The following is a 23754-nucleotide window of genomic DNA, read 5'->3' as shown; positions in this document are numbered from 1 at the left end:
GGCTTTCCCGATGCTGCCTGATTCGGCTCCCTTCGCGCTGTTCGACGACAACCTTGCCAACACCGGTGACCTGCTGCTGTCGGAGCTTCGTGCGTGCATCACCTGCAGCGGTCCCGATGACGTCGCGCAGGCTTTCGAAGCGATCGACGAGGCGCGCTCGCGCGGAGGCTGGATCGCGCTCGCCGCGACCTACGAGCTCGGCTATGCCCTCGAGCCCCGGCTCACGCCGCGGCTGCCGCCGGCCCCCGGGCCGCTGCTGAGCGCGTGGGTGTTCGGCCAGGCCGAGCGAAAAACGGCAGCGCAGACCGCCGCGCTGCTCGATCGCGCCGTCGCCGGCCTGGGTGAACACGAGCGTCTTGCCGGTGTCGCCGCAATCGCCAGCGATATCGCGCAGTCCGGACACCGCGCCGCGGTGACGCGCATCCGCGACCTCATCGATGCGGGGGACTGCTACCAGGTGAATTTCACCTTCGCGCTCCGCGGCGAGGCGTACGGCGACCCGCTCGCGCTCTACGGCAGACTGCGCGAGGCCCAGCCGGTCCGCTATGGCGCCTTCGTCCGCCACCCCGGCGGCGCGATCCTTTCGCGTTCGCCGGAGCTGTTCGTGGAGCGCCAGGGTACGCGCCTGACGTGTCGGCCGATGAAGGGCACCGCGCCCCGCGATTCCGACCCCGCGCTGCTCGCTGCGTCGGAAAAGAATCGCGCCGAAAACGTCATGATCGTCGACCTGATCCGCAACGACCTCGGGCGCCTCGCGTCCCCCGGAGCGGTACGGGTGTCGGGGCTGTGTGCGATCGAGTCCTACCCCAGCGTCTGGCAGATGACCTCGACCGTCGTCGCCGAGCCGGTACGTGCAACGCTGTCGTCGATCTTTCGCGCGCTCTTCCCCTGCGGCTCAATCACGGGGGCGCCGAAAATCCGCGCCATGGAGATCATTCGCGAACTCGAAACCGGCCCGCGCGGATTGTACTGCGGGGCGTTGGGATGGATCGCGCCGGACGGGGAATTTCGCTTCAGTGTGCCGATCCGGACGATCGAGATCGGCAGCGCCGGGGACGTCCGCCTTGGCCTCGGCAGCGGAATCGTTGCCGATTCGGATGCCGACGGAGAGTGGGATGAATCGTTGCTGAAAGGGCGTTTTCTCACCGACCTCGCGCCCCGCTTCAGCCTGATCGAAACCCTGCGCTGCGAGCCCGCCTCACCCGAGCCCTACGCGTTGCTCGCGCTGCACCTCGCGCGTCTCGCGGCATCGGCCGCGCATTTCGGCTTTCGGCTCGACCAGGAGGCACTCCGTGAGGCACTGATGCACACCGCAGCATCACTCGTCGAATCTCATCGCGTCCGTCTGGTGCTCGACCCGTCAGGGAGCTTCCGGATCGGTTCGACCCGGCTAGAGGAGCCGAAAGCGGGGTCGAGGCCGAGTGTTGTCGTGTCTCCGATCCGCATCTCGAGCCGGGATCCCCTGATGCGACACAAGACCACCGCGCGCGAGCTGTACGACGCGGAACTCGAGCGCATCGGCCGGCAGGGCCATTTCGACGCACTGTTCTTCAACGAACTCGGCGAGCTCGCGGAGGGCGCGCGCACGAACGTGTTCCTGGACCCGGGTGACGGAATGCTGCTGACGCCACCGCTCGCGAGCGGCGCGCTCGATGGCGTCTATCGCCGCCGCCTGCTGAACGACGGTCGTGCCAGGGAGTGCCGCCTGATGCGCCCGGATCTCGACGGCGCGAGCGCGATATATCTCGCGAATGCGGTGCGCGGGCTGTTCCGTGTGGACCTCGACCGCGGATGAATAGTTGTTCCGGGTTCGAAACCGTGCTGGTTATACTTTTCCGGTCAATCACTCGAGGAACTCCCGAATGAAGCTCGAAACGCTCGCCGTCCACGGCGGCTACAGCCCCGACCCGACCACCAAGGCAGTCGCCGTGCCGATCTACCAGACCACCTCGTACGCGTTCGACGACACGCAGCACGGCGCCGACCTGTTCGACCTCAAGGTGCAAGGCAACATCTACACGCGCATCATGAACCCGACCCAGGACGTACTCGAAAAGCGCGTCGCGGCGCTCGAGGGCGGGATCGCCGGCCTGGCAATGGCATCCGGCATGGCGGCGATCACCGCGGCGATCCAGACGATCGCCGAAGCCGGCGACAACATCGTCACGTCGAGCACGCTGTACGGCGGCACCTACAACCTGTTCGCGCACACGCTGCCGCAATACGGCGTCGAAGTGCGCTTTGCCGATTACCGCGACCCGGAAGCGTTCGAGCGCCTGATCGACGGACGCACGAAAGCGGTGTTCTGCGAATCGGTCGGCAACCCGCTCGGCAACATCACCGACTTCCAGAAGCTCGCCGACGTCGCGCACGGCAAGGGCGTACCGCTGATCGTCGACAACACCGTCCCGTCGCCGTACCTGTGCCGCCCGTTCGAATACGGCGCCGACATCGTCGTTCATGCGCTGACGAAATATCTCGGCGGGCACGGCAACTCGCTCGGCGGCATCATCGTCGATTCCGGCAAGTTCCCGTGGGCGCAGCACAAGGCGAGGTTCAGGCGACTCAACGAGCCGGACGTCTCGTACCACGGCGTCGTGTATACCGAAGCGCTCGGCGCCGCCGCCTACATCGCCCGCGCACGCGTCGTGCCGCTGCGCAACATGGGCGCGGCGATCTCGCCGTTCAACGCGTTCCTGATCCTGCAGGGCATCGAGACGCTCGCGCTGCGCATGGACCGCATCTGCGAAAACAGCGTCAGGATCGCGAGCTTCCTGAAGAACCACGCGAAAGTGAGCTGGGTGAACTACGCTGGCCTGCCGGAGCACGAGGACCATGGCCTCGTGCAGCGCTACATGGGCGGGCGCGCGTCGGGCATCCTCACTTTCGGCGTGCAGGGCGGAAGCGCCGCCGGCGCACGCTTCCAGGATGCGTTGAAGCTGGTCACCCGCCTCGTCAATATCGGCGACTGCAAGACGCTCGCGTGCCACCCGGCATCGACGACGCATCGCCAGCTGTCGCCGGACGAGATGGCGAAGGCCGGCGTTTCCGAAGACATGATCCGGCTGTCGGTCGGCATCGAGCACATCGACGACCTTATCGCCGACCTCGACGGCGCGCTCGCGGCGGCTTGAGGGGCGACCTGAGGGGCGACCTGAGGGGCACCACGCCCGGCACTCCGGTGCCGGGACACCGTGCGCGCCGCAGTCCGGCCGAGCGGAAAACCTCTTCAGCGCAGCGAGAAAATCGCGCTGCGCCCACCGCCCTCCGCATCCTGCGCCGGCTCGACTTTCGGGGCCAGCAGAAAGACCCGGTTCGCGGCGATCTCGCCTTTTTCGAGCAGGCGACTCTTGACCGACTGCGCCCGCTCCTGCGCGAGACGGCGCAGCGCTTCGTCATCGACCACGATGTTGGCGAGCATCAGCGCTTCCATCTCGGCTTCCGGCAGATCCTTGAGCAGACCGATCACGTTGCGCGGCCGTTTGAAATCCGCGTCCCGATACACGCGCTCGAGCCATTTCGGATACTCCTCGGCGTCGATGACGACGTCTTCGAGCGGAGGCGCCTCGTCACGGCGCCGGACCGATTCCTTGAGCTTCGCCGCTTTCATCATTCGCAACAGGATCACTTTCTTCAGCCCCGCCGTGTCACTCTCTCGATCGGCCTCACCGGTAATTTCGAGCTGCAGCGCCGGCCGCTCGGTCAGCGCCTTCGCCAGCGTCTCGATCTTCTGTTCCGCCGCCGTGTCGAAGCTGCTGCGACCGGGCGGAAAATCGAGCTGCGACAGCTCTTCCCCACCACCGAACATCGATCCGAGCAACGCAAAGGGTGCGGTAAGCGCCTTGCCGATCAGGTTCAGGATCGCCTTGACGACGAGACCGCCGATGCTGAACTGGGGGTCGTCGAGCGAACCGCTGATCGGCATGTTGAGGTCGATCTCGCCGGCGCGGTTCTTGAGCAGCGACACGGCGAGCTGCACCGGCAGATTCGGCGCATCGGGGCTGTCCGCACGGTCGCCGAACGTGAGCTGGTCGAGGAACAGCCGGTTCGTCGCGGTCAGCTTGCGATCCTCGATCTTGTAAGTCAGGTCGGCCGACAGCTTGCCTTTCTGAATCCCGTAGCCCACGTACTTGCTTGAATAGGGGGATACGCCGGTCAGCTCGAAATCCTTCACCGATGCGGCAATATCGAGGTAGCGGTCTTCCCTGAACGGATTGAATTCGCCGCTGATCGTGACGGGCGCGGTGTCATCGACCTTGCCCTGCAGGTCGAGCCGCGCCAGCGTCGCCGGGTCTGACGACAGGCCGACCACCTCGCCTTCCATTCCGGTCAGGTTCGCGTCGTAGTTGGGACGAATGAAGCGGTCGCTGAACGCGATGTTGCCTTGCTTGATCAGTATCTTGCCGATCGAGATCGGCGGCGGCGGAGTCGCCGGAGGCGGAACTTCGACGCTCGTCGTACGGCCCGAGGATTCGGGCGCGGGTTTTGTCGCATCGGCGGCAGGAGCTGCCTCGGGTTGCTGGCGGATTTCTCGCAGATTGAGCTGGCCGGTCTCGTCGAGAATCAGGCGGGTATAGAAATCCGTCAGCGCGACTTCGCGGATCGAAACCGCCAGCGGCGCGGTGCGCACATCGACCTCTGCGAGCGCGAGGCTGCGCCAGCGCAGGAAATCGGTCGCATGGTTCTTGTCGATGGACGAAAAGTTCGCGACACCCAGATTGCCGCGGAAGCGCCCTTTCACGTTGCCGCCGCGTACAGACTCGAAAGCGAGGGTGCCGCGCGTCGTCACGGTGCCGCGCGAGATGGCGATGTTGAGCTGTTCGACGACGTAGGGCTGCAGCGGCAACAGATCGACGCTGCGCAGATCGACACGAAGGTTTCCCTTCAATGGATCGAGCGCAATCGTTCCACTGACGGCCGCCCGTCCCCTTTTGTTGACGCGCGCACCGAGCTCGAATTTCGTCGCGGCGCCCTTGGCGGTGCTGAGGCCGTCCGCCTTGAGCTTTATCCCGGCGGCCTGCAGCACGATCGGTGCACCCTGGGTGCGATCCTCGAAGCGGACCGCCCAGTCGTCGAATGCGAGCCGTTCGAGCGCAAACGACCACGGTTTTTCGGGCGCGGCCGGGTTCGCGTTCGCACTCGCCGAACGCCTGCCGGCCTGTCCTTTCGGCGAGGCGGGCTCGTCGAACAGCCCGAGCGCGTCCAGCTTGCCGTTGCGCGCCTTCACCAGCGCGAACGATGCACCTTTCGATTCGACCGCCCCGATCGTCACCGTCCGCTGCGCCCGCGACACCGCGACCGCCTCGAGTGCTAGCTGTGGCAGCTTGACGAGCGGCCGCTTCTGGCTTTTCAGCGCGAGCTCGAACTGGCGCAACACCACCGACTCGGCGAGCACGTCGATCGCCGCTTCCTTCTCGCCGAGCCTCACCTTGTACCCGACGGTCACGTCGAGGCGGCCGTCACGGATCTCGCCGCCCGGCAGTGCCGCCGCGTAGTAAGGCGCGTAGCGGCCGACCTGGAAGTTCTCCGCGACCACCCGGCCCTCGAGTTCGAACGGGTTCAGACGCAGGCGATCACGGTGGCTGCTCTTCTCGCCCGCGTCGGTGACGAAATCGAGCGCGACCTCGGCGATGGCGTCCGGCGCCGAGCCGACATTCTTCGCTTCGAGGACGAGATCCTTCAGCTCGGTGCGAAATGGCGCCGAAGCGGCGCGGTCCTCGAAACGCACTGTCGCCCCGGAGATCTTCGCCTCGTCGAGCAGGAACACGGGAGGCGACTTCACGTCGGCGTCCGCCGCTGCCTCGCCCGGCGACGGAGTCGTTGCGCCGCTCTGTGCCGGCTGCCCGGTCGCCGCGGCGGCCTCGGGACGGGGAATGATCTGCTGGAAGTTGATCTGGCCGCCGGCGAGGCGGACCACGTCGACCTCGGGCTGCGAGATTTCGAGGCGCCCGAAATGCCACTTGCCGACCAGCGGCTGGACGTCGGCAAGGCTCAGCGCGAGCGCCGGAACATTCAGCATCGGCTCCCCTTTCGCTCCCTCCAGCCGCAAGTCCGCAAGCTCCACCGAACCGGTCAGCGCGACTTTCGGTGTAGCCTCGGGTGGCTGGGAGAAAGCCAGCCGCAAGCGCGTCGTGAGCCGCCCTTCAGGCACCTTGAACGCAGCGTCGAACGGCAGATAGGCGAGATACGGCGTGAAGTCGAAACCGTCCAGGTCGATGCCGAGCGCAGTTTCGCGGTCCGGCGCGAACGGCCGGGACTGCCCGGTGACCTGCAGGGGCCGGCCGTTGACGAGCGCCGACAGCTCCGGCTCGACGAACAGCTCGACTTTCGACGGCAGGTTCGACAAGAACGGCAGGCCGATATTGATTGCCGACAGCTCGTGTTCGAGCCCGACGGGACGATCCTCGACCAGCAGCTTCCCGTCGATGACGCGGATGTTGTTGAGCGAGAAGCGCGCTTCGCCCTTTTTTTCCTCCTGCTGCGGCTTCGCCGCGAAGCGTTCGAGCACGTCGGACCAGTTGTGACGTCCCCCATCTAGCCGCACCAGATGCGCCTGCGGGCGCTCGAGCCGCAACTCGCGCAACACCGGGCCGCCCCTGAGCAGCGATTCGGCTTCGAGATTCGCGTACAGCGTGCCGAACGAGAGCGCGTTGCCCTGCCCGTCGGCTTCGGCGATATTGAAGCCGCTGACCGTCATTGACAGAGCAAAAGGATTGATGCGGACTTTCTCGATCGTAACGGTGCGCCCGATCGAGTCGCCCAGGAGGCGTGCGCCGAAGTGGCGCGCGACCGGCGGCAGGATCAGGAACCCGAGGATCGCGATGACCACGACGATGCCGGCGATCCACTTGACGGGCCGCCCGAGCTTTGCCGCCACGTTGTTCAGCCGTCCAGTCTCTCGCACTTTCGCCACAGCCTGCCCCTCATTGTCATCCCGGCCCGGGCCGTCAATGACGGCAATCTAGCAGGCGGAGCGTGACCTGGGAATGTGGCCCCTGTCGCCTGCGAATTGCCGCACCCCGTGCGGCGGCGTATGCTGCGCCGCTTTCCACCTGTCGAGCGACTCCGTTGGCCGAGCTGAATTTCGATGTGATCGTGATCGGTGCAGGGGCAGCGGGCATGATGTGCGCGGCCCAGGCGGGCCGGCGCGGCCGCAAGGTGCTGATCATCGATCACGCCGAAAAGCTCGCGGAAAAGATCCGCATCTCGGGCGGCGGCCGCTGCAACTTCACGAACCGTCGCGTCGGGCCGGAAAACTTCCTTTCGCGCAATCCACATTTCGCCCGTTCCGCGCTGGCGCGTTACGGCTCCGCCCAGTTCATCGAACTCGTCGAGCGCCACGGCATCCGTTATCACGAGCGCAATCTTGGACAACTGTTCTGCGACGAATCGGCGCAGCAGATCATCGACATGCTGCGGGCCGAGTGCGAAGACGGCGGCGTGCGCTTCGCGATGCCGCTGCGAGTCGAGGCGGTCGCCCGCCAGGAAGACGCTCTCGCCCGCTTCGCCGTCGATACGGCCCGGGGACGATATACGTGCACCAACCTGGTGATCGCGTGCGGCGGACTATCGATTCCGAAGATCGGCGCCACGCCGTTCGGGTACCGCATCGCCGAACAATTCGGCATTCCGGTCGTGCCGCCCCGCCCGGCGCTGGTGCCGCTGACGCTGCCGCCCGAGACGCTGCAGCGCTTCGCATCGCTTGCCGGCTGTTCGCTGGACATCGAAGCGCAATGCAACGGCGGACGTTTTCGCGAAGCCGCGCTGATCACCCACCGAGGGCTGTCGGGCCCGGTCGTGCTGCAGGTGTCGAGCTACTGGCAGGCGCAGGCGTACGATGCGGGGGACTGGGCGCCGGTATGTTTCAACCTGCTCCCCGGAATCGACGCGCAGGCCTGGCTCGAGCAGCACGCGGGCGATCGCGGGCTGCTCGCGAACCTCCTTGCCGAGCGCCTGCCGCGGCGCTTCGCGCATGCGTGGTGCGCCTTGCACGGCTGGGAGCGGCCACTGAACCGGTTCCGCGCAGCCGAGTTGAAGATCGTCGCCACCGCATTGTCGGCCTGGGAGATCATGCCGTCCGGCACGCAAGGCTACGCGAAGGCGGAAGTGACGCTGGGCGGCGTCGACACCCGCGCGTTGTCCTCGAAGACGATGGAGGCGAGCGCGTGCAAGGGCCTCCATTTCGTCGGCGAGGTGATGGACATCACTGGCCACCTCGGCGGTTTCAATTTTCAGTGGGCGTGGTCTTCCGGGCACGCGGCCGGCCAGTCCGTGTGACGCCTCCGGGGGGGGGCGGCGCGATAATCCCGTCTGCATTGCAGGCAGCCGGCCGCGTACGAATTGAAGTTGGCTTCCTGACCATTTGACTCTAATCAAGGTCGCCAGTGTGTGAATTCGGAGAATGGGGTCACCTTAAAGGAGACGCCCACCATGAACGACATCACCACGCTTATGAGCCACGACCACCGCAGCTGCGACGAATCCTTCGCTCGGGCTGAAACCGCCATCTCGCGCGGCAAGTGGGATGAGGGAATTGCCGAACTGGAAAAGTTCATCGCCGAACTCGAAACGCATTTCACCGCCGAGGAATCGATCCTCTTCCCGCGTTTCGAATCCGTCACCGGCATGACCGAAGGCCCGACCAAAGTGATGCGCGGCGAGCACGCGGACATGCGCGAAGCGCTCGAGCGCATGCGCGATGCAGTTGCCCGGCGCGACAAGGACGACTACGCGGGCGAAGCCGAAACGCTGCTGATCCTGATGCAGCAGCACAACATGAAGGAAGAGAACGTCCTTTACCCGATGTGCGACGCGCAGCTTGCCGGGGAAAACCTCCCGCCCACGCTCGCGAAGCAGCTGGGCCGCGAACAGGCCGCATGAAGCAGGTCATCGATGCGCGGGGGCTCGAGCCCCCACAGCCTTTCGAACTCGTCATGGAGGCGATCGCCGACCTGCGTCCCGGGGAAGGCGTGAAGCTGCTCCTCGATCGCATGCCCTATCCACTGTTCCGCATCCTCGACCGCGACCGCTATCGCTATGAGAGCCGGGTTCGCGACGACGGTGTGGTCGAAATCGACATCGTCGCCCCATGACTACCGCCGACCTCAGTCTCAGCTACGAAGCTGCGCCCACGTTTTCGACGCCGCTCAGGTTTTTCCTGACGGCGCCGCTGTTCGGAGCGCTTGCAGGAGTGGTGCTCCTTCTCGTTCCCGACCTGCTCGGGTCGCGATGGACTCCCGGGGCGCTTGCGCTGACCCACCTGATCGCCGTGGGGTTCATGCTGAACATCATGTTCGGGGCCCTGTTCCAGATCCTGCCGGTGGTGGCCGGGGCGGCGATTCCGAATGCGCGGATCGTCGCGGGAATCGTTCATGTGGGTCTCGCGACGGGCGTCGCAAGCCTGACGTGGGGGCTCGGAGCTGGCTCGCCGCCGTTCCTGAACGCCGCGGTCGTGCTGCTGGGGATCACGTTCGGTGTGTTTCTGGTGGCCGCGGGGTATGGTTTGCGACGCACGCCGATCGCCCAGGCGACCCCCAGGGATCTGCGCTTCGCGTTGCTCGGCTTCGGCATCGCGGCCACGCTCGGGATGGCGCTGGCGATGATCCTGTCGGGCGGGTTGTCCCTGCCGCTGGCAACCGTCGTCAAGCTGCATGTCGGCTGGGCGTGGCTCGGCGGGTCGGGATTGTTGCTGGCGGCGACGAGTTGGGTCGTCGTGCCGATGTTCCAGATCACGCCGAATTATCCGGCCCGGCTCACACGTTACTGGGCGTTGCTGACATGCGCGGCGCTTGTCGCATGGAGCGCGGCCGTGCTCGCCGGGTTTTCGTTGCTCGAATTCATTCTGGCGATCGCGCTGGCCGCCTTGTCCGGCGCGTTTGCGATCACGACGCTGCGCCTGCAGACCCGCTCCCGGCGTTCGGTTCCGGACAACACGACGCGCGCGTTCCAGCTCGCGATGTCGTGCATGATCGCCGGGCTTCTGTGCATCGTCGCCGCACACCGGTTCGATCATGACGTGTGGCCGGTGCTGGCCGGCATCCTGATCCTGCATGGCGGCTTCGTCACAGCGATCGTCGGCATGCTCTACAAGATCGTCCCGTTTCTCGCGTGGCTGCATCTGTCGCAGGCGGGGATGAAAGCGCCGAACATGAAGAAGCTGCAACCGGACGGTCCGATCCGCAAGCATCTCATCGCCCACGCGGTGGCTCTCGCAGTGCTCCTGATCGCGGCGCTCAGCGGCAGCACGCTCGTCGTCCGGGCCGCAGGAGTGCTGGTGATGCTCGAGTTCGGCCTGCTGTTCGCCAACCTGATGCGCGTCCTCGGCGCATACCACAACGCCCGCAGCGCCTGAAGCGCAGCGTCTCACGGGAATCCTCGAAGGCCGCCGTCCGGGCGGCCTTCGTCATTCCGGCGATCGGACCGCTGCAGTCCCCCCGGATTTCTTCCTGATCGGTCGCCTCACGCAGCGGTGCACCTCGAGGACTAGTTCCAAATGACTAGTTCTCCGGGCGGAGGACTACCACTTTCCCATGCTTTTGGCGAATGGCGGGCAGCTTCCGCAAGGCATACGCTTCGTCCCGGCCTGGAGCGATCTCCGCTCCACATTCGAGGATGGAAGGAACATGCCCTCACAACGTCAAAAGCAGTTCTCCGTTCTGCTGATGAGCACCACGGCATTCACAATGTGCTTTGCCGCGTGGATGCTGTTCGCCGTGATCGGGATCCCGATCAAGGCGCAGTTGGGCCTCAATGAAACCCAGTTCGGCCTGCTCGCGGCGACTCCCGTGCTGACCGGGTCGCTGGTACGTCTGCCGTTGGGACTGTTGACCGACAAGCTCGGCGGCCGGGTGGTGTTCTTCCTGCTGATGCTGGCGGCGGTCGTGCCGATCTACCTGATCGGCGAGGCAACGCAATACTGGCAGTTCCTGGTCGCCGGCCTCTTCGTCGGCCTCATCGGCGGTTCGTTCTCGGTCGGCATCGCATACTGCGCGCGCTGGTTCGAGCGCAAGAACCAGGGTTTCGCAATGGGCGTGTTCGGCGCCGGCAACTCGGGCGCCGCCCTGACGAAGTTCGTCGCCCCGGCGCTGGTCGTTGCCTACGGCTGGCAGTTCGTGCCGAAGGCATTCGCGGTCGCGATGCTGATCATCGCGATCGCGTTCTGGTTCTTCACTTACGACGATCCGAAGCACCGCGTCTCGTCGAGCGTGAAGTTCTCCGACCAGTTGCGCGTGCTGAAGAATCCGCGCGTGTGGAAATACTGTCAGTACTACTCGATCGTTTTCGGCGGCTATGTCGCGCTGGCGCTGTGGATGACGAAGTACTACGTCGCGGAATTCGGCCTCGGCCTCGAGACGGCAGCGCTGCTGGCGGCCTGTTTCTCGTTGCCCGGCGGCGTGCTGCGCGCGGTCGGCGGCTGGTTCTCGGACCGCTTCGGCGCCCACAAGGTCACCTGGTGGGTGATGTGGGTGTCCTGGGTGTGCCTGTTCCTGCTGTCGTACCCGCACACCGAATTCACGATCATGACGGTAGCCGGCCCGAAGACTTTCGCGATCCATCACAACATCTGGTTCTTCACCGTGCTGATGTTCACCGTCGGCGTCGCCTGGGCGTTCGGCAAGGCCTCGGTGTTCAAGTACATCTCGGACGAGTTCCCGCACGACATCGGCGCGGTGTCGGGAATCGTCGGCCTCGTCGGCGGGCTGGGCGGCTTCCTGCTGCCGATCATGTTCGGCGCGCTCCTCGACCTGACCGGCGTGCGCTCGAGCGCGTTCATGCTGCTCTACGGCGTCACCTGGGTTTCGCTGATCTGGATGTACTGGACCGAAGTGCGCCGCACCGACGTGATGCACGGCGGCGAAGCGGATGTGCTGCATGGCGGCACCGCGCCCGTGACCGCAACGAAGTGAACGAACCCCTGAAACAGGAGTAATTCCATGTCACCTGCAAAACTGCGTCCGATTACCGCGACTCCGGGAGCTGCCGGCGTAAGTCCGGGAGAGCGTCCGCGCGGTCCGGACATCGCCGAATGGCATCCCGAGGATGCGCAGTTCTGGGCGCGCGAAGGCAGCCGCATTGCGAACCGCAACCTGTGGATCTCGATCCCCAGCCTGCTCTGTGGCTTCGCGGTGTGGTTGATGTGGGGCATCATCACCGTGCAGATGGCCAATGCAGGCTTCCCCTTCACGCCTGACCAGCTGTTCTCGATAGCGGCAATTTCCGGCCTGTCCGGCGCGACGCTGCGCATCCCGGCGTCGTTCTTCATCCGGCTCTGCGGCGGTCGCAACACGGTGTGGCTGACGACCGTGCTGCTGATCATCCCGGCCCTCGGCACCGGCATTGCGCTGCAGGACAAGAACACTCCGCTGTGGGTCTTCCAGCTGATGGCGCTGCTGTCGGGCATCGGCGGCGGCAACTTCGCCTGTTCGATGGCGAACATCAGCACCTTCTTCCCGAAGCGCCTGCAGGGCACGGCGCTGGGGCTGAACGCCGGTCTCGGCAACTTCGGCGTCACGACCTCGCAGATCCTGATCCCCGCAGTGATGACGCTGGGCCTGTTCGGCGCAATCGGCGGCGACGCGATCCCGCTCGCGAAGGATTCGGCGACGCTGATCGGGAAGATCGCCGCCGGCACCCCGACTTTCGTGCAGAACGCCGGCTTCGTGTGGCTGCTGCTGCTCGTGCCACTCGCCGTGATCGGCTGGTTCGGCCTGAACAACCTCAAGGTCGTATCGCCGAACACCGGCTCGACCGGCGTGGCGATGGGCCGCATCCTGCTGATGTACGGTATCGCGCTCGCCGTCTCCGGCATCGGCCTGTACCTCTACCTGCCGACCCCCAACGGCTCCGGACTGCTCGCCGGCAACGGCATGTGGATCGTGTTGCCGCTGGTGATCTTCGGCACGCTGTTCGCCCTCAAGGCGGTCGCGACCGGCGAAATGAAGACGAACCTGAACAAGCAGTTCGCCATCTTCGGCAACAAGCACACCTGGTCGATGACTGCGCTCTACGTTGTGACTTTCGGCTCGTTCATCGGCTTCTCGATGGCGCTGCCGCTGTCGATCACGGTGATCTTCGGCAACACGCACGTGTTCGATCCGGCGGCAAATGTCTGGGTGCATGCGAAGAACCCGAACGCGCCCTCCGCGCTGATGTACGCATGGATCGGCCCCTTCGTCGGCGCCCTGATCCGACCGGTCGGTGGCTGGATCTCCGACAAGCTCGGCGGCTCGATCGTCACTCAGGTGATCTCGGTCGTGCTGGTCGGCGCATCGGCAGTGACCGGCTACGTGATGCATCTCGCCTACCAGTCGGCCACGCCCGAGAGCTACTTCCTCGCCTTCATGCTGCTTTTCATCCTGCTGTTCGCCGCCTCGGGCATCGGCAACGGCTCGACCTTCCGCACCGTCGGCTTCGTCTTCGACCAGGACCAGCGCGGCCCGGTGCTCGGCTGGACCTCGGCGGTCGCGGCCTACGGTTCCTTCATCGCGCCGGTCGTCATCGGCGGGCAGATCAAGGCCGGCACGCCGGAAAACGCGATGTACGGCTTCGCCGTGTTCTACGCGGCGTGTCTCGTCCTCAACTGGTGGTTCTATCTGCGGAAGAACGCCTACATCCGCAACCCCTGACCCCCTTTCTTTCCAGAAAACCGATCGATTACGAATCGCAGAATCACAGGAGCAAGCAATGAGTCATTTTCTCGACCGACTGAAGTTCTTCGACAAGGTCAAGGACACGTTTGCCGGCGGCCACGGCATCGTCACGAACGAAGATCGCAACTGGGAAGACGCCTACCGCAACCGGTGGCGTCACGACAAGGTCGTGCGCTCGACGCACGGCGTGAACTGCACCGGTGGCTGTTCGTGGAAGATCTTCGTCAAGAACGGCCTGGTGTCGTTCGAGATGCAGCAGACCGACTACCCGCGCACGCGTGAAGACCTGCCGAACCACGAACCCCGTGGTTGCCAGCGCGGTGCATCGTTCTCGTGGTACCTCTATTCGCCGCACCGCATCAAGCACCCGATGATCCGCGGCCGGCTGCTCGAGCTGTATCGTGCCGAACGCAAGACGGGCAAGGATCCGGTCGAAGCGTGGGCGGCGATCCAGGCCGACAATGCCAAGCGCGACAAGTACATCACCGTGCGCGGCCTCGGCGGCTTCGTGCGCACCGACTGGCAGGAAGTCAACGAGATCATCGCCGCGGCGAACATCTACACGATCAAGAAGTGGGGTCCGGACCGCATCTACGGTTTCTCCCCGATCCCGGCGATGTCGATGATCTCGTACGCGGCAGGCGCCCGCTACCTGTCGCTGATCGGCGGCGCTTGCGGCTCGTTCTACGACTGGTACTGCGACCTTCCGGCAGCGAGCCCGCAGACCTGGGGCGAGCAGACCGACGTGCCCGAAGCGGCCGACTGGTACAACTCGACCTACATCATCATCACCGGCGCGAACCTGCCGATGACGCGCACGCCCGACGCGCACTTCGCGACCGAAGTGCGCTACAAGGGCACGAAGATCGTGTCGATGGCACCGGACTACGCCGAATACGTGAAGTTCGCCGACCTGTGGATGCCCGTCAAGCAGGGCACCGACGCCGCCGCGTTCCTCGCGATGGGCCACGTCGCGCTGAAAGAATATTTCATCGACCGCCAGGACCCCTACTTCGCCGAATACGCGCGCAAGTACACCGATTTGCCGATGCAGGTGATCCTGCGTCCGTTCGGCGACGGCTACGTGTCGGACCGCAACCTGCGGGCGATCGACTTCGAAGGCAGCCTCGGCGAAGCGAACAACCCGGACTGGAAGACGATTGTCTATGACGCGCGCACCAACGCGTATGTCGCGCCGAACGGCTCGATCGGCTTCCGCTGGGGCGAGGAAGGCAAGTGGAACCTGCTGGCGAAGAACGCCGCCACGCAGGACGAGATCGAAGCCGAGCTGTCGTGCATCGACGCCAGCGACGAAGTCGTGCCGGTCGGTTTCCCGCACTTCCAGCCGGGCGAGCCGGGCCTGCTGTACCGCAACGTGCCGGTGCGCAAGCTGACGCTCGCGTCGGGCGAAACCGTTTATGTCACCTCGGTGTTCGACATGCAGGTGGCGCAGTACGGCATCGACCGCGGCCTCGGCGGCGACAACGTCGCCCGTTCGTACGACGACTCGTCGGTTGCCTACACTCCCGCCTGGGCAGCGAAAGTCACCGGCGTCAAGGCCGCCGACATCGAGCGCACCGGTCGCGAGTTCGCCAGCAACGCGTCGAAGACGCGCGGCAAGTCGATGATCATCATGGGCGCGGCGATCAACCACTGGTACCACAACGACATGCAGTACCGGTCGATCATGAACCTGCTGCACATGTGCGGCTGCGTCGGCCAGAGCGGCGGTGGCTGGGCACACTATGTCGGCCAGGAGAAGCTGCGCCCGCAGGCCGGCTGGGCGCCGATCGCGTTCGCGACCGACTGGCAGCGTCCGCCGCGCCACCAGAACTCGACGTCGTACTGGTATTTCCACACCGACCAGTGGCGCTACGAGGCGGTCGACGCCGACGAGTTGCTGCAGCCGGCTGCGAAGGGCAAGTACAAGGGCTACAAGCTCGCCGACTACAACGTCGTCGCCACCCGCCTCGGCTGGCTGCCTTCGGCGCCGCACTTCAACCGCAACCCGCTCGAACTCGTTGCCTCGGCCGAGAAGGCCGGCGCGAAGGACGAGGCCGGTGTCGCGCAGTACATCGTCGACGAGCTCAAGTCCGGCAAGCTCGACGTCGCGTTCGCCGATCCGGACGCCGAGGAAAACTGGCCGCGCAACCTCTTCGTGTGGCGCGCGAACCTCATCGGCTCGTCGGCGAAAGGTCACGAGTACTTCCTCAAGCACCTCCTCGGCGCGCAGAACGGCGTGCTGCAGGAAGGCGGCGACGGCGCCGGCACGAAGGAAGTGAAGTGGCACGGCGAAGCTCCGGTCGGCAAGCTCGACCTCATGGTGGACATCAACTTCCGCCTCAACTCCACCGGTGCCTACTCGGACATCATCCTGCCGACCGCCACGTGGTACGAGAAGAACGACCTCAACACCACCGACATGCATCCGTTCATCCACCCGCTGTCGGAAGCAGTGACGCCGGGCTGGGAGTCGAAGTCGGACTGGCAGATCTTCAGGACGATCGCGAAGACCTTCTCGGATCTCGCCGAGAAGCACCTCGGCGTCGTCAAGGACATCGTCGCGCTGCCGATGCAGCACGACTCGCCGTTCGAACTGGCGCAGCCGCTGGGCGGCATCAAGGACTGGAAGCGCGGCGAATGTGAGCCGGTTCCGGGCAAGACGCTGCCGCTGCTCAAGCTCGTCGAGCGCGATTTCGCCAACACCTACCGCAAGTACATCGCGCTCGGCCCGCTGATGACCAAGCTCGGCAACAACGTCAAGGGCATCGACTGGAACACCGACCAGGAATACGAAGAGCTCAAGAAGTGCAACTACACGGTGAAGCTGCCGGGGATCTCGTTCGGCATGCCGTCGCTCGAGGAAGACATCTCGGTGTGCGACGCGGTGATGCGCATGGCGCCGGAGACCAACGGTGAAGTCGCGCACAAGTCGTGGTCGGCGCTGTCGAAGAAGACCGGCATCGACCACCATCACCTGTACGCCGGACGCCACGAGGACAAGATCACGTTCCGCGACATCCAGGCCCAGCCGCGCAAGATCATCACCGCGCCGACGTGGTCCGGAATCGAATCGGAGACGGTCAGCTACACCGCCGGCTACACGAACATCCACGAGCACATCCCGTTCCGCACCCTGACCGGCCGCGCCCACTTCTACCAGGATCACGAGTGGTTCCTCGACTTCGGCGAAGGTTTCTGCGCGTATCGTCCGCCGGTCGACACGAAGGCGCAGAACGTGATCCCCGATTCGGTACGCAAGAAGCCGCACCTGACGCTGTCGTGGATCACGCCGCACTCCAAGTGGGGCATCCACTCGTCGTACCAGGACAACCTGCGCATGCTGTCGCTGTTCCGTGGCGGCCCGTACGTGTGGGTGTCGGAAGACGATGCGAAGGAAATCGGCCTGAAGGACAACGACTGGGTCGAGGCGATCAACGCGAACGGCGCGACGATGGCCCGCGCAGTGGTGTCGCAGCGCGTGCCGCGCGGCATGGCGCTGATGTACCACGCACAGGAAAAGACGGTGAATGTCCCCGGCTCGCCTTCCACCGGCAAGCGCGGCGGCATCCTGAACTCCGTGACGCGCGTGATCGTCAAGCCGACGAACATGGTCGGCGGCTACGCTCAGCTCGCGTACAGCTTCAACTACTACGGCACGGTGGGCTGCCAGCGTGACGAGATGGTGGTGCTGCACAAGGTCGCGGACCAGGACATCGACTGGCTTGAACGGCCGCTGACCGCCGAGCGGGAAGCGCAGCGCAATCCGGTCGGGGTCGGCCCGCGGTAATTGAGGAGCCGACAGGACGTATTTACGGAGGGTGGGGTGTTTGCGGAGCGGGCGAGGACTGTCTGAGCGAGCATAGCGAGCGAGTTCCGCAGCCCGCGGAGCAAATACCCCACCCGGAGCGAAGCGGCACCACGCCCTCGCTCCCAGGATCAAGGATTAGGAGAAACGAATGAAAATCCGCGCGCAATTCGCGATGGTATTCAACCTGGACAAGTGCATCGGTTGCCATACCTGCTCGGTGACCTGCAAGAACGTCTGGTCGAACCGCAAGGGCATCGAATACGCCTGGTTCAACAACGTTGAATCGAAACCCGGCATCGGCTATCCGAAGCAGTGGGAAAACCAGGAAAAGTGGAAAGGCGGCTGGGAAAAGGTCAACGGCAAGCTCGAACTGAAGGCCGGCGGCCGGTTGAAGAAGATCGTGCAGATTTTCGCCAACCCGAACATGCCGGAGATCGACGACTACTACGAGCCGTTCACGTACGACTACGCCCGCCTGCAGAACGCGCCGCTGTCGGAAGCCACGCCGACGGCGCGCCCGGTGTCGCAGATCACCGGTCAGAAAATGGACAAGATCACGTGGGGCCCGAACTGGGAAGACGACCTGGCCGGCGAATTTGCCGCGCGCTCGCAGGACGCCAACTTCGCGAACATGCAGAAGGAGATGTACAAGCAGTTCGAGAACACCTTCCACCTGTACCTGCCGCGCATCTGCAACCACTGCATCAACCCCGCCTGTGTCGCGTCCTGCCCGTCCGGCGCACTTTACAAGCGCGAGGAAGACGGCATCGTGCTCGCCGACCAGGACCGCTGCCGCGGCTGGCGGATGTGCATCTCCGGCTGCCCGTACAAGAAAGTGTTCTTCAACTGGGAATCGTCGAAGGCCGAAAAGTGCATCGGCTGCTACCCGCGCGTCGAATCCGGCCTGCCGACCGTGTGCTCGGAATCCTGCGTCGGCCGCATCCGCTACAACGGTATCATCCTCTATGACGCCGACAAGCTGCTGGACGCCGCTTCGACCGACAACGAGCAGGACCTCTACAAGGCCCACCTCGACCTCTTCGTCGATCCGTACGACCCCGCGATCATCGCCCAGGCGCTGAAGGACGGCGTGCCGCAGAGCTGGATCGACGCCGCGCAGAAGTCGCCGATCTACAAGATGGCAGTCGAGTGGAAGATCGCGTTCCCGCTGCACCCCGAGTTCCGCACGCTGCCGATGATCTGGTACATACCGCCGCTTTCCCCGGTGCAGTCGCAGATCGACCAGAAGACGCTGCCGACCGAAGCCGACGGCGTGATTCCGAAAGCGGAGGCGATGCGCCTGCCGGTGCAGTACCTCGCGAACCTGCTGACCGCGGGCAAGACCGAATACATCACGGGCGCACTCAACCGCCTGCTCGCGATGCGCTCCTACATGCGCTCGATCCACGTCGAAGGCAAGCCGGACGTCGGGCCGCTGCAGCGCGCCGGCATCGACGAGAACATCGCGAAGGAGATGTACCGTTATCTGGCGATCGCGAACTACGAGGACCGCTTCGTCGTGCCGACCGCGCACGAGGAAATCCGTCTCGACGACTACCACGCCTTCCAGGGCCAGAACGGCTTCACGTTCGGTAACGACTCGTCGACCGGCGTGACGCGCAATTCGCTGTTCCCCGAGCGCCGCAAGGACAGCGCCGAGCCGCGCGAACCCGCGCCGCTCGCCGGCCCGCGCGAATAAAGGAGACGATGATGAAAATTTTCCGATTGCTTTCCGCCCTTCTCGACTACCCGAACGACGAGTTTCTCGCGGCACTGCGCGAAATGACCGGCAATGACGCGCGCGCCTTCGTCGTCGGCCTCGATGAAGAGAATGTCCTCAGCGCCGACGAGGCGGGCCAGGTCGCCGAGTTCATCACCGCGATGCTTGCCACCGAGTCGCTCGAACTGCAGGGCAACTACGTCCAGTGCTTCGACCTCACCGCCGAGCATAGCCTGCACCTGACTCACCACCTGTTCGGCGAGGAGAAGACGCGCGGACCGGCGCTGATCGATCTCGGCGAGTTCTACCGCAGCTACGGGCTGAAGGTCGACGAGAAGGAACTGCCGGACTACCTGCCCGTCATGCTCGAGTTCGTGTCGACGATCGAACTCGACGAGGCGCGGGTGTTCCTCGCCGACGTCGCGAAGGTGCTGAAAGTGCTCGCCGACAACCTGGAAAAATCCGGCAGCGGTCACGCGAAGCTGGTCCGGATCATCGAGAAACAGGGCAGCCTCGCTCGCCTGGCTGCCTGAGGAGACATCATGAACCTGCAAAACTTCTTTTTCGGGGTATACCCCTACATCGCACTGACGGTGTTCATCGTCGGCAGCTGGATCCGCTACGACAACGAGCAGTACACGTGGAAGACCGACTCGTCGCTGCTGCTGTCGAAGCGTTACATGTGGGTCGCGAGCAACCTGTTCCACATCGGCATCCTGGCGATCTTCGCCGGCCATTTCGCCGGGCTGGTGCTGCCCCACGCGCTCTGGATCGCGCTCGGCGTGTCGGACCTCGACCACCAGTGGCTCGCGATCGTCGCGGGCAGCGTGTTCGGCACGATGTGCCTGATCGGCGGCACCATCCTGTGGCTGCGCCGCATGTTCAACGCGCGCGTGCGCGCCGCGAGCCGCACGATGGACGTCTTCATCATCTCCTGGCTGATGATCACGCTGCTGCTGGGCCTGTCGACGCTGCCGATCTCGATCGGTCATGCGAACCATGGCGATCCGGGCGTGATGCTCGCACTGTCGGGCTGGGTGCAGAGCGTGCTGACGCTCAATCCGCAGCCGGCGCTGCTCGATGCGGTCGAGCCGGTGTTCCGCCTGCACATGTTCTTCGGCATGACGGTCTTCCTGCTGTTCCCGTTCTCGCGTCTCGTCCATGTCTGGACTGCGCCGATCAGCTATCTGGGTCGTGCCTACCAGATCGTGCGGACCAAGCGCCAGGTCAAGGCAGCCTGAACCTGAGTCGAAAGTAGTATCGGGCAGCACATTTTGTGCTGCCCGCTCTTGCTCGAGGAGGACTTGCGTCGTAGTCTGCAGGCCTTCTTTCGCAATGAGCGTTCATGCTGCGTCTGCGCAACAGTCTGGCCACCAAAATCACCGGCATTCTGCTGGTGTTTTTCCTTGTCGCCCTCACCGCGATCGGCCTGACGTTGTTCATCTCCTGGCAGCTCGAAGGAGCGGCTGCCGCGATCAACGATGCCGGCAGTTTGCGGATGCGCGCCTACCGCATCGACCACCTGTTGGCACGTGGCCCGGCTGCGACGTCGAATGATCCGATGGCGTTTACCGCTTCCCTGAAGTCGGAATTCGACGACTTCGAACGTGTGTTCGGCGAACTTCGTCGCGGTGACCCGCGCCGGCCACTGTTCATCCCGCGCGACAATGGCATTCCCGCGGATCTCGACGAGATGGCCGAGTTCTGGTCCCTGCGCATCCGTCCCGTGCTCGCCGACCTGATCGCCACATCCGACCCCGAGCGCCGTCGCCCCGGCCTGGCCGAATTCGATCGCACCGTCAAAAGCTTCGTCTCCGGGATCAACGAAGTCGTGCTCAAGATGGAGCGCAGCTACGCCCGCAACACCGATATTCTGCGCGCCTCGCAAGTGTCCCTGATCGCGCTGGCGATCATCGGCACACTGGTCCTGATCCGTTTCTTCTTCGTCCTCGTGATCCAGCCGGTGTGCGAACTGCAGGACGGCATGAAGCGGATGGAACAGGAGGATTTCAATGCGCGCGTCCCGGTGCTCGCGAGCGACGAATTCGGCGAATTGTCGGAAGGCTTCAACCGCATGGCGGTCCACCTGCAAGGCCTGTACGCCACGCTCGAGGAGCGGGTCGCGGCAAAGACGCGCAGTCTCGAGGGAAAAAACCGCGAACTCGAAATCCTCTACGATATCGGCGCTTTCCTGCGTGAGCCCAGTGACGTGGACAGCCTTTGCAGAGGTTTTCTGCAGCGCGTCCAGGCGACCTTCGGTGCCGGGGCCAGCTCCGCGCGATTGCTCGACAGCGGATCCGAGAATCTCTGCCTGACCGTGCACAACGGACTCGACCGGGAGTTCATCGATCGCGAGGCGGTGCTCCAATGCGGCGAATGCCTGTGCGGCGAGGCGGTGCGGCGCGGGACATCGCTGGTGTCGGAATTGAGCGCTCCCGATCCGGCTCTGACGCTGTCGGTATGCCGGCGAGCAGGCTTCCAGGTCATCACGGCCACGGCGATTACCGCGAACAAACAGACGCTCGGCATCTACAACCTGTATTTCGTCGGCGCTCGGCCCCTTTCCGACTCCGACCGCCTGTTGCTCGAAACGCTCGGCCAGCAGCTGGGCATCGCGATCGAGAACCAGCGGCTGCAGGCGAGCGGGCGCGAACACGCCGTATCGGAGGAACGCAACCTGCTCGCACGCGAACTGCACGATTCGATCGCGCAGGGTCTCGCCTTCATGAACCTGCAGGTGCAGATGCTCGAGAGCGCGCTCGACCGCAATGAGGCGGGCGAAGCGCGCGACACGCTGGCGATGCTGCGTCAGGGCGTGCAGGAGAGCTATGACGACGTGCGCGAACTGCTGGTGCATTTCCGCACGCGCGTCGAAAAACAGGACTTGGCCCTGGCGATCACCGCGACCCTGCGTCGCCTGGCCGAACAAACCGGCATCGCCACCGACCTCGACGTGCTGGGCGATGCAGCCCCGCTCGACGCGGAAGCCGAGACGCAGGTTCTCTATGTCGTCCAGGAGGCGCTGTCGAACGTGCGCAAACACGCGAATGCGCGGTCTGTGAAAGTGGTGATCCGCCGCGGCATCGACGGACTTTCGGTGGTCGTTCGCGACGACGGCGTCGGTTTCGATGAAGCCGACCGCAGTACCGCAGCGCAGGAGGCCCACATCGGACTCGAGATCATGAGAGAGCGGACGCTGCGCATCGGCGGACGATTCTCGATACGTTCCGCACGTGGCAAGGGTACCGAAATCCGTGTCGAACTTTCCCGCGTCAAGAAGGAAAACCTCATCGATGCCTGATCCGATCCGTGTCCTCCTGGTCGATGACCACGCCCTTTTCCGCAGCGGCATCAAGTCGCTGCTGCAGCGCCATGCGGAGTTCGAGATCGTCGGCGAGGCCGGCGACGGCATGGAGGGCGTCAAGCGCGCCGGGCAGCTCAAGCCTGATGTCGTGCTGCTCGACCTGCACATGCCCGGGCTCTCGGGGCGCGACGCCGCCGCGATGATGGCGGAAGAGGCGCCGAACTCCCACGTTCTGATGCTCACGGTGTCGGAAGACGCCGAGGATCTCATCGAAACGTTGCGCGCGGGAGCCTGCGGCTATCTTCTCAAGAACATCGAGGCCGATGCCCTGATCGCGGCAATCAACAGGGCAGCCGAGGGCGAATCCGTGATTTCGCCGCAGATGATGGGGAAACTCCTGAAAGGCGTGCGCGGCGAGCTTCCGGTCAAAACCGCGGCGCAGACGGCGGTCGCATCGGAACTCAACAAGCTGTCTCCGCGCGAGCGCGAAATCCTTGCTTTTCTTGCGCGCGGGCAGAGCAACAAGGAAATCGCGCGCAAGCTCGAACTGGCTGAAAGCACCGTGAAGATTCACGTACAGAACGTCCTGCGCAAACTCAACCTGACGAGCCGCGTGCAGGCTGCGGTTTTTGCCGTCGAACAGGGAATCGTGCAGGATTCCGAGGCCTGATGCGGGGCTGATGGAGACTGTGTTGGAAACATCAGGCCCTTCACGCAGCGCCACTTTCGGCCGCGTAGTGCTCCCCTTTGCGTTGATTCCGCCTTTCATGATCGTGTTCGCGATGCGCGATCATCCGGAGATCTACCGCATGAATCCGGCGTCGGGGAACTGGGAATGGGTAGCGCTGCTGGTTTTTGCTGCCGAAATCGCCTCGGTCCACCTCTTCGCCGGAATGTTGCGTCTCACGACCCCTGTCGGGAGACAGCGCCCGACGCACGCACAAGCTTATCTGATCGCGGCGCGCGCCGCGTCCCCGCTCTGGGGATCGGCAATCGTTCTTGCGATTCCAAGCCTCGCCGCACTCGTCGCGGTGCATCTGCTCGCGCACTTCGTCGCGCTGCGTACCCTTTACCGCGATATTCGCATGGAACTGCAAATCAGCGGCGATCTCGAGGCGCTGCACGTGACCTACATGGTATACAGCGTCGCCGTGGTCTTCTGGATACCGCTCATGGTGATGATCTTCGTCTCCATCGCACAAGCATGAATCCTGATGAACTGGGGGCCCCTCTTGAGAGGCTGCGATCCCCACCGTACGCGCTCGTGCGG

At 64.6% G+C, this 23754-nt stretch carries 16 protein-coding genes; 15 read left to right on the top strand and 1 reads right to left on the bottom strand.

Annotated features, from left to right (window positions below):
* Window positions 1-10 precede the first annotated feature (10 nt).
* Both pabB and EBN1_RS17885 read left to right on the top strand, forming a co-directional pair.
* The gene (pabB, locus tag EBN1_RS17890) at window positions 11-1795 is read left to right on the top strand and encodes an aminodeoxychorismate synthase component I (RefSeq protein ID WP_011239387.1); all 1785 of its coding nucleotides are present in this window, start codon (window positions 11-13) and stop codon (window positions 1793-1795) included.
* Between the two features lie 67 nt (window positions 1796-1862).
* Window positions 1863-3134, top strand: coding sequence for an O-acetylhomoserine aminocarboxypropyltransferase/cysteine synthase family protein (locus EBN1_RS17885; protein ID WP_011239386.1), 1272 nt, complete (start codon window positions 1863-1865; stop codon window positions 3132-3134).
* 95 nt (window positions 3135-3229) lie between these two features.
* Here EBN1_RS17885 and EBN1_RS17880 read toward each other — a convergent pair whose 3' ends face one another.
* Complete coding sequence (locus tag EBN1_RS17880; RefSeq protein ID WP_011239385.1) at window positions 3230-6913, bottom strand: DUF748 domain-containing protein; 3684 nt, start codon at window positions 6911-6913, stop codon at window positions 3230-3232.
* 155 nt (window positions 6914-7068) lie between these two features.
* On the opposite strand from EBN1_RS17880, the gene EBN1_RS17875 reads away from it, so the two are divergent.
* From EBN1_RS17875 to EBN1_RS17815, 13 genes are all read left to right on the top strand, one after another.
* A complete protein-coding gene (locus tag EBN1_RS17875) occupies window positions 7069-8277 on the top strand; it encodes a BaiN/RdsA family NAD(P)/FAD-dependent oxidoreductase (RefSeq protein WP_011239384.1) in 1209 nt (402 codons plus the stop codon).
* Window positions 8278-8430: 153 nt separating this feature from the next.
* The gene (locus tag EBN1_RS17870; RefSeq protein ID WP_041646565.1) at window positions 8431-8880 is read left to right on the top strand and encodes a hemerythrin domain-containing protein; all 450 of its coding nucleotides are present in this window, start codon (window positions 8431-8433) and stop codon (window positions 8878-8880) included.
* Window positions 8877-9092, top strand: a complete 216-nt coding sequence (locus tag EBN1_RS17865; RefSeq protein WP_011239382.1) for a DUF2249 domain-containing protein — start codon at window positions 8877-8879, stop codon at window positions 9090-9092. Before EBN1_RS17870 ends, EBN1_RS17865 begins: the two co-directional genes overlap by 4 nt.
* A complete protein-coding gene (locus tag EBN1_RS17860; protein WP_011239381.1) occupies window positions 9089-10351 on the top strand; it encodes a hypothetical protein in 1263 nt (420 codons plus the stop codon). Before EBN1_RS17865 ends, EBN1_RS17860 begins: the two co-directional genes overlap by 4 nt.
* A 271-nt stretch (window positions 10352-10622) precedes the next feature.
* Complete coding sequence (locus EBN1_RS17855) at window positions 10623-11906, top strand: MFS transporter (RefSeq protein ID WP_049780311.1); 1284 nt, start codon at window positions 10623-10625, stop codon at window positions 11904-11906.
* A 27-nt stretch (window positions 11907-11933) separates the two neighbouring features.
* Window positions 11934-13625, top strand: coding sequence for an MFS transporter (locus tag EBN1_RS17850; RefSeq protein WP_011239379.1), 1692 nt, complete (start codon window positions 11934-11936; stop codon window positions 13623-13625).
* Window positions 13626-13683: 58 nt separating this feature from the next.
* The gene (locus tag EBN1_RS17845; RefSeq protein ID WP_011239378.1) at window positions 13684-17439 is read left to right on the top strand and encodes a nitrate reductase subunit alpha; all 3756 of its coding nucleotides are present in this window, start codon (window positions 13684-13686) and stop codon (window positions 17437-17439) included.
* 169 nt (window positions 17440-17608) lie between these two features.
* A complete protein-coding gene (gene narH / locus EBN1_RS17840; RefSeq protein WP_011239377.1) occupies window positions 17609-19159 on the top strand; it encodes a nitrate reductase subunit beta in 1551 nt (516 codons plus the stop codon).
* 11 nt (window positions 19160-19170) lie between these two features.
* The gene (gene narJ, locus EBN1_RS17835; RefSeq protein WP_041646564.1) at window positions 19171-19713 is read left to right on the top strand and encodes a nitrate reductase molybdenum cofactor assembly chaperone; all 543 of its coding nucleotides are present in this window, start codon (window positions 19171-19173) and stop codon (window positions 19711-19713) included.
* Window positions 19714-19722: 9 nt separating this feature from the next.
* Window positions 19723-20421, top strand: a complete 699-nt coding sequence (gene narI / locus EBN1_RS17830) for a respiratory nitrate reductase subunit gamma (RefSeq protein WP_011239375.1) — start codon at window positions 19723-19725, stop codon at window positions 20419-20421.
* 104 nt (window positions 20422-20525) lie between these two features.
* Window positions 20526-22481, top strand: a complete 1956-nt coding sequence (locus EBN1_RS17825) for a histidine kinase (protein WP_011239374.1) — start codon at window positions 20526-20528, stop codon at window positions 22479-22481.
* The gene (locus EBN1_RS17820; RefSeq protein ID WP_011239373.1) at window positions 22474-23154 is read left to right on the top strand and encodes a response regulator; all 681 of its coding nucleotides are present in this window, start codon (window positions 22474-22476) and stop codon (window positions 23152-23154) included. Before EBN1_RS17825 ends, EBN1_RS17820 begins: the two co-directional genes overlap by 8 nt.
* Window positions 23155-23251: 97 nt before the next feature.
* On the top strand, window positions 23252-23692 hold the full coding sequence (locus EBN1_RS17815; RefSeq protein ID WP_157866650.1) for a hypothetical protein: 441 nt from the start codon (window positions 23252-23254) through the stop codon (window positions 23690-23692).
* Window positions 23693-23754 lie beyond the last annotated feature (62 nt).

The sequence above is a fragment of the Aromatoleum aromaticum EbN1 genome, from assembly GCF_000025965.1.
GTDB lineage: Bacteria > Pseudomonadota > Gammaproteobacteria > Burkholderiales > Rhodocyclaceae > Aromatoleum > Aromatoleum aromaticum.
This window is presented reverse-complemented; position numbering and strand designations above follow the sequence as displayed.

Coding starts and splice junctions, on each gene's coding strand:
- EBN1_RS17845 (WP_011239378.1), top strand. CDS start 13,684: ATGAGTCATTTTCTCGACCGACTGAAGTTCTTCGACAAGGTCAAGGAC.
- EBN1_RS17850 (WP_011239379.1), top strand. CDS start 11,934: ATGTCACCTGCAAAACTGCGTCCGATTACCGCGACTCCGGGAGCTGCC.
- EBN1_RS17885 (WP_011239386.1), top strand. CDS start 1,863: ATGAAGCTCGAAACGCTCGCCGTCCACGGCGGCTACAGCCCCGACCCG.
- EBN1_RS17820 (WP_011239373.1), top strand. CDS start 22,474: ATGCCTGATCCGATCCGTGTCCTCCTGGTCGATGACCACGCCCTTTTC.
- narH (WP_011239377.1), top strand. CDS start 17,609: ATGAAAATCCGCGCGCAATTCGCGATGGTATTCAACCTGGACAAGTGC.
- EBN1_RS17855 (WP_049780311.1), top strand. CDS start 10,623: ATGCCCTCACAACGTCAAAAGCAGTTCTCCGTTCTGCTGATGAGCACC.
- pabB (WP_011239387.1), top strand. CDS start 11: ATGCTGCCTGATTCGGCTCCCTTCGCGCTGTTCGACGACAACCTTGCC.
- EBN1_RS17860 (WP_011239381.1), top strand. CDS start 9,089: ATGACTACCGCCGACCTCAGTCTCAGCTACGAAGCTGCGCCCACGTTT.
- EBN1_RS17870 (WP_041646565.1), top strand. CDS start 8,431: ATGAACGACATCACCACGCTTATGAGCCACGACCACCGCAGCTGCGAC.
- EBN1_RS17825 (WP_011239374.1), top strand. CDS start 20,526: ATGCTGCGTCTGCGCAACAGTCTGGCCACCAAAATCACCGGCATTCTG.
- EBN1_RS17815 (WP_157866650.1), top strand. CDS start 23,252: ATGATCGTGTTCGCGATGCGCGATCATCCGGAGATCTACCGCATGAAT.
- narJ (WP_041646564.1), top strand. CDS start 19,171: ATGAAAATTTTCCGATTGCTTTCCGCCCTTCTCGACTACCCGAACGAC.
- EBN1_RS17865 (WP_011239382.1), top strand. CDS start 8,877: ATGAAGCAGGTCATCGATGCGCGGGGGCTCGAGCCCCCACAGCCTTTC.
- narI (WP_011239375.1), top strand. CDS start 19,723: ATGAACCTGCAAAACTTCTTTTTCGGGGTATACCCCTACATCGCACTG.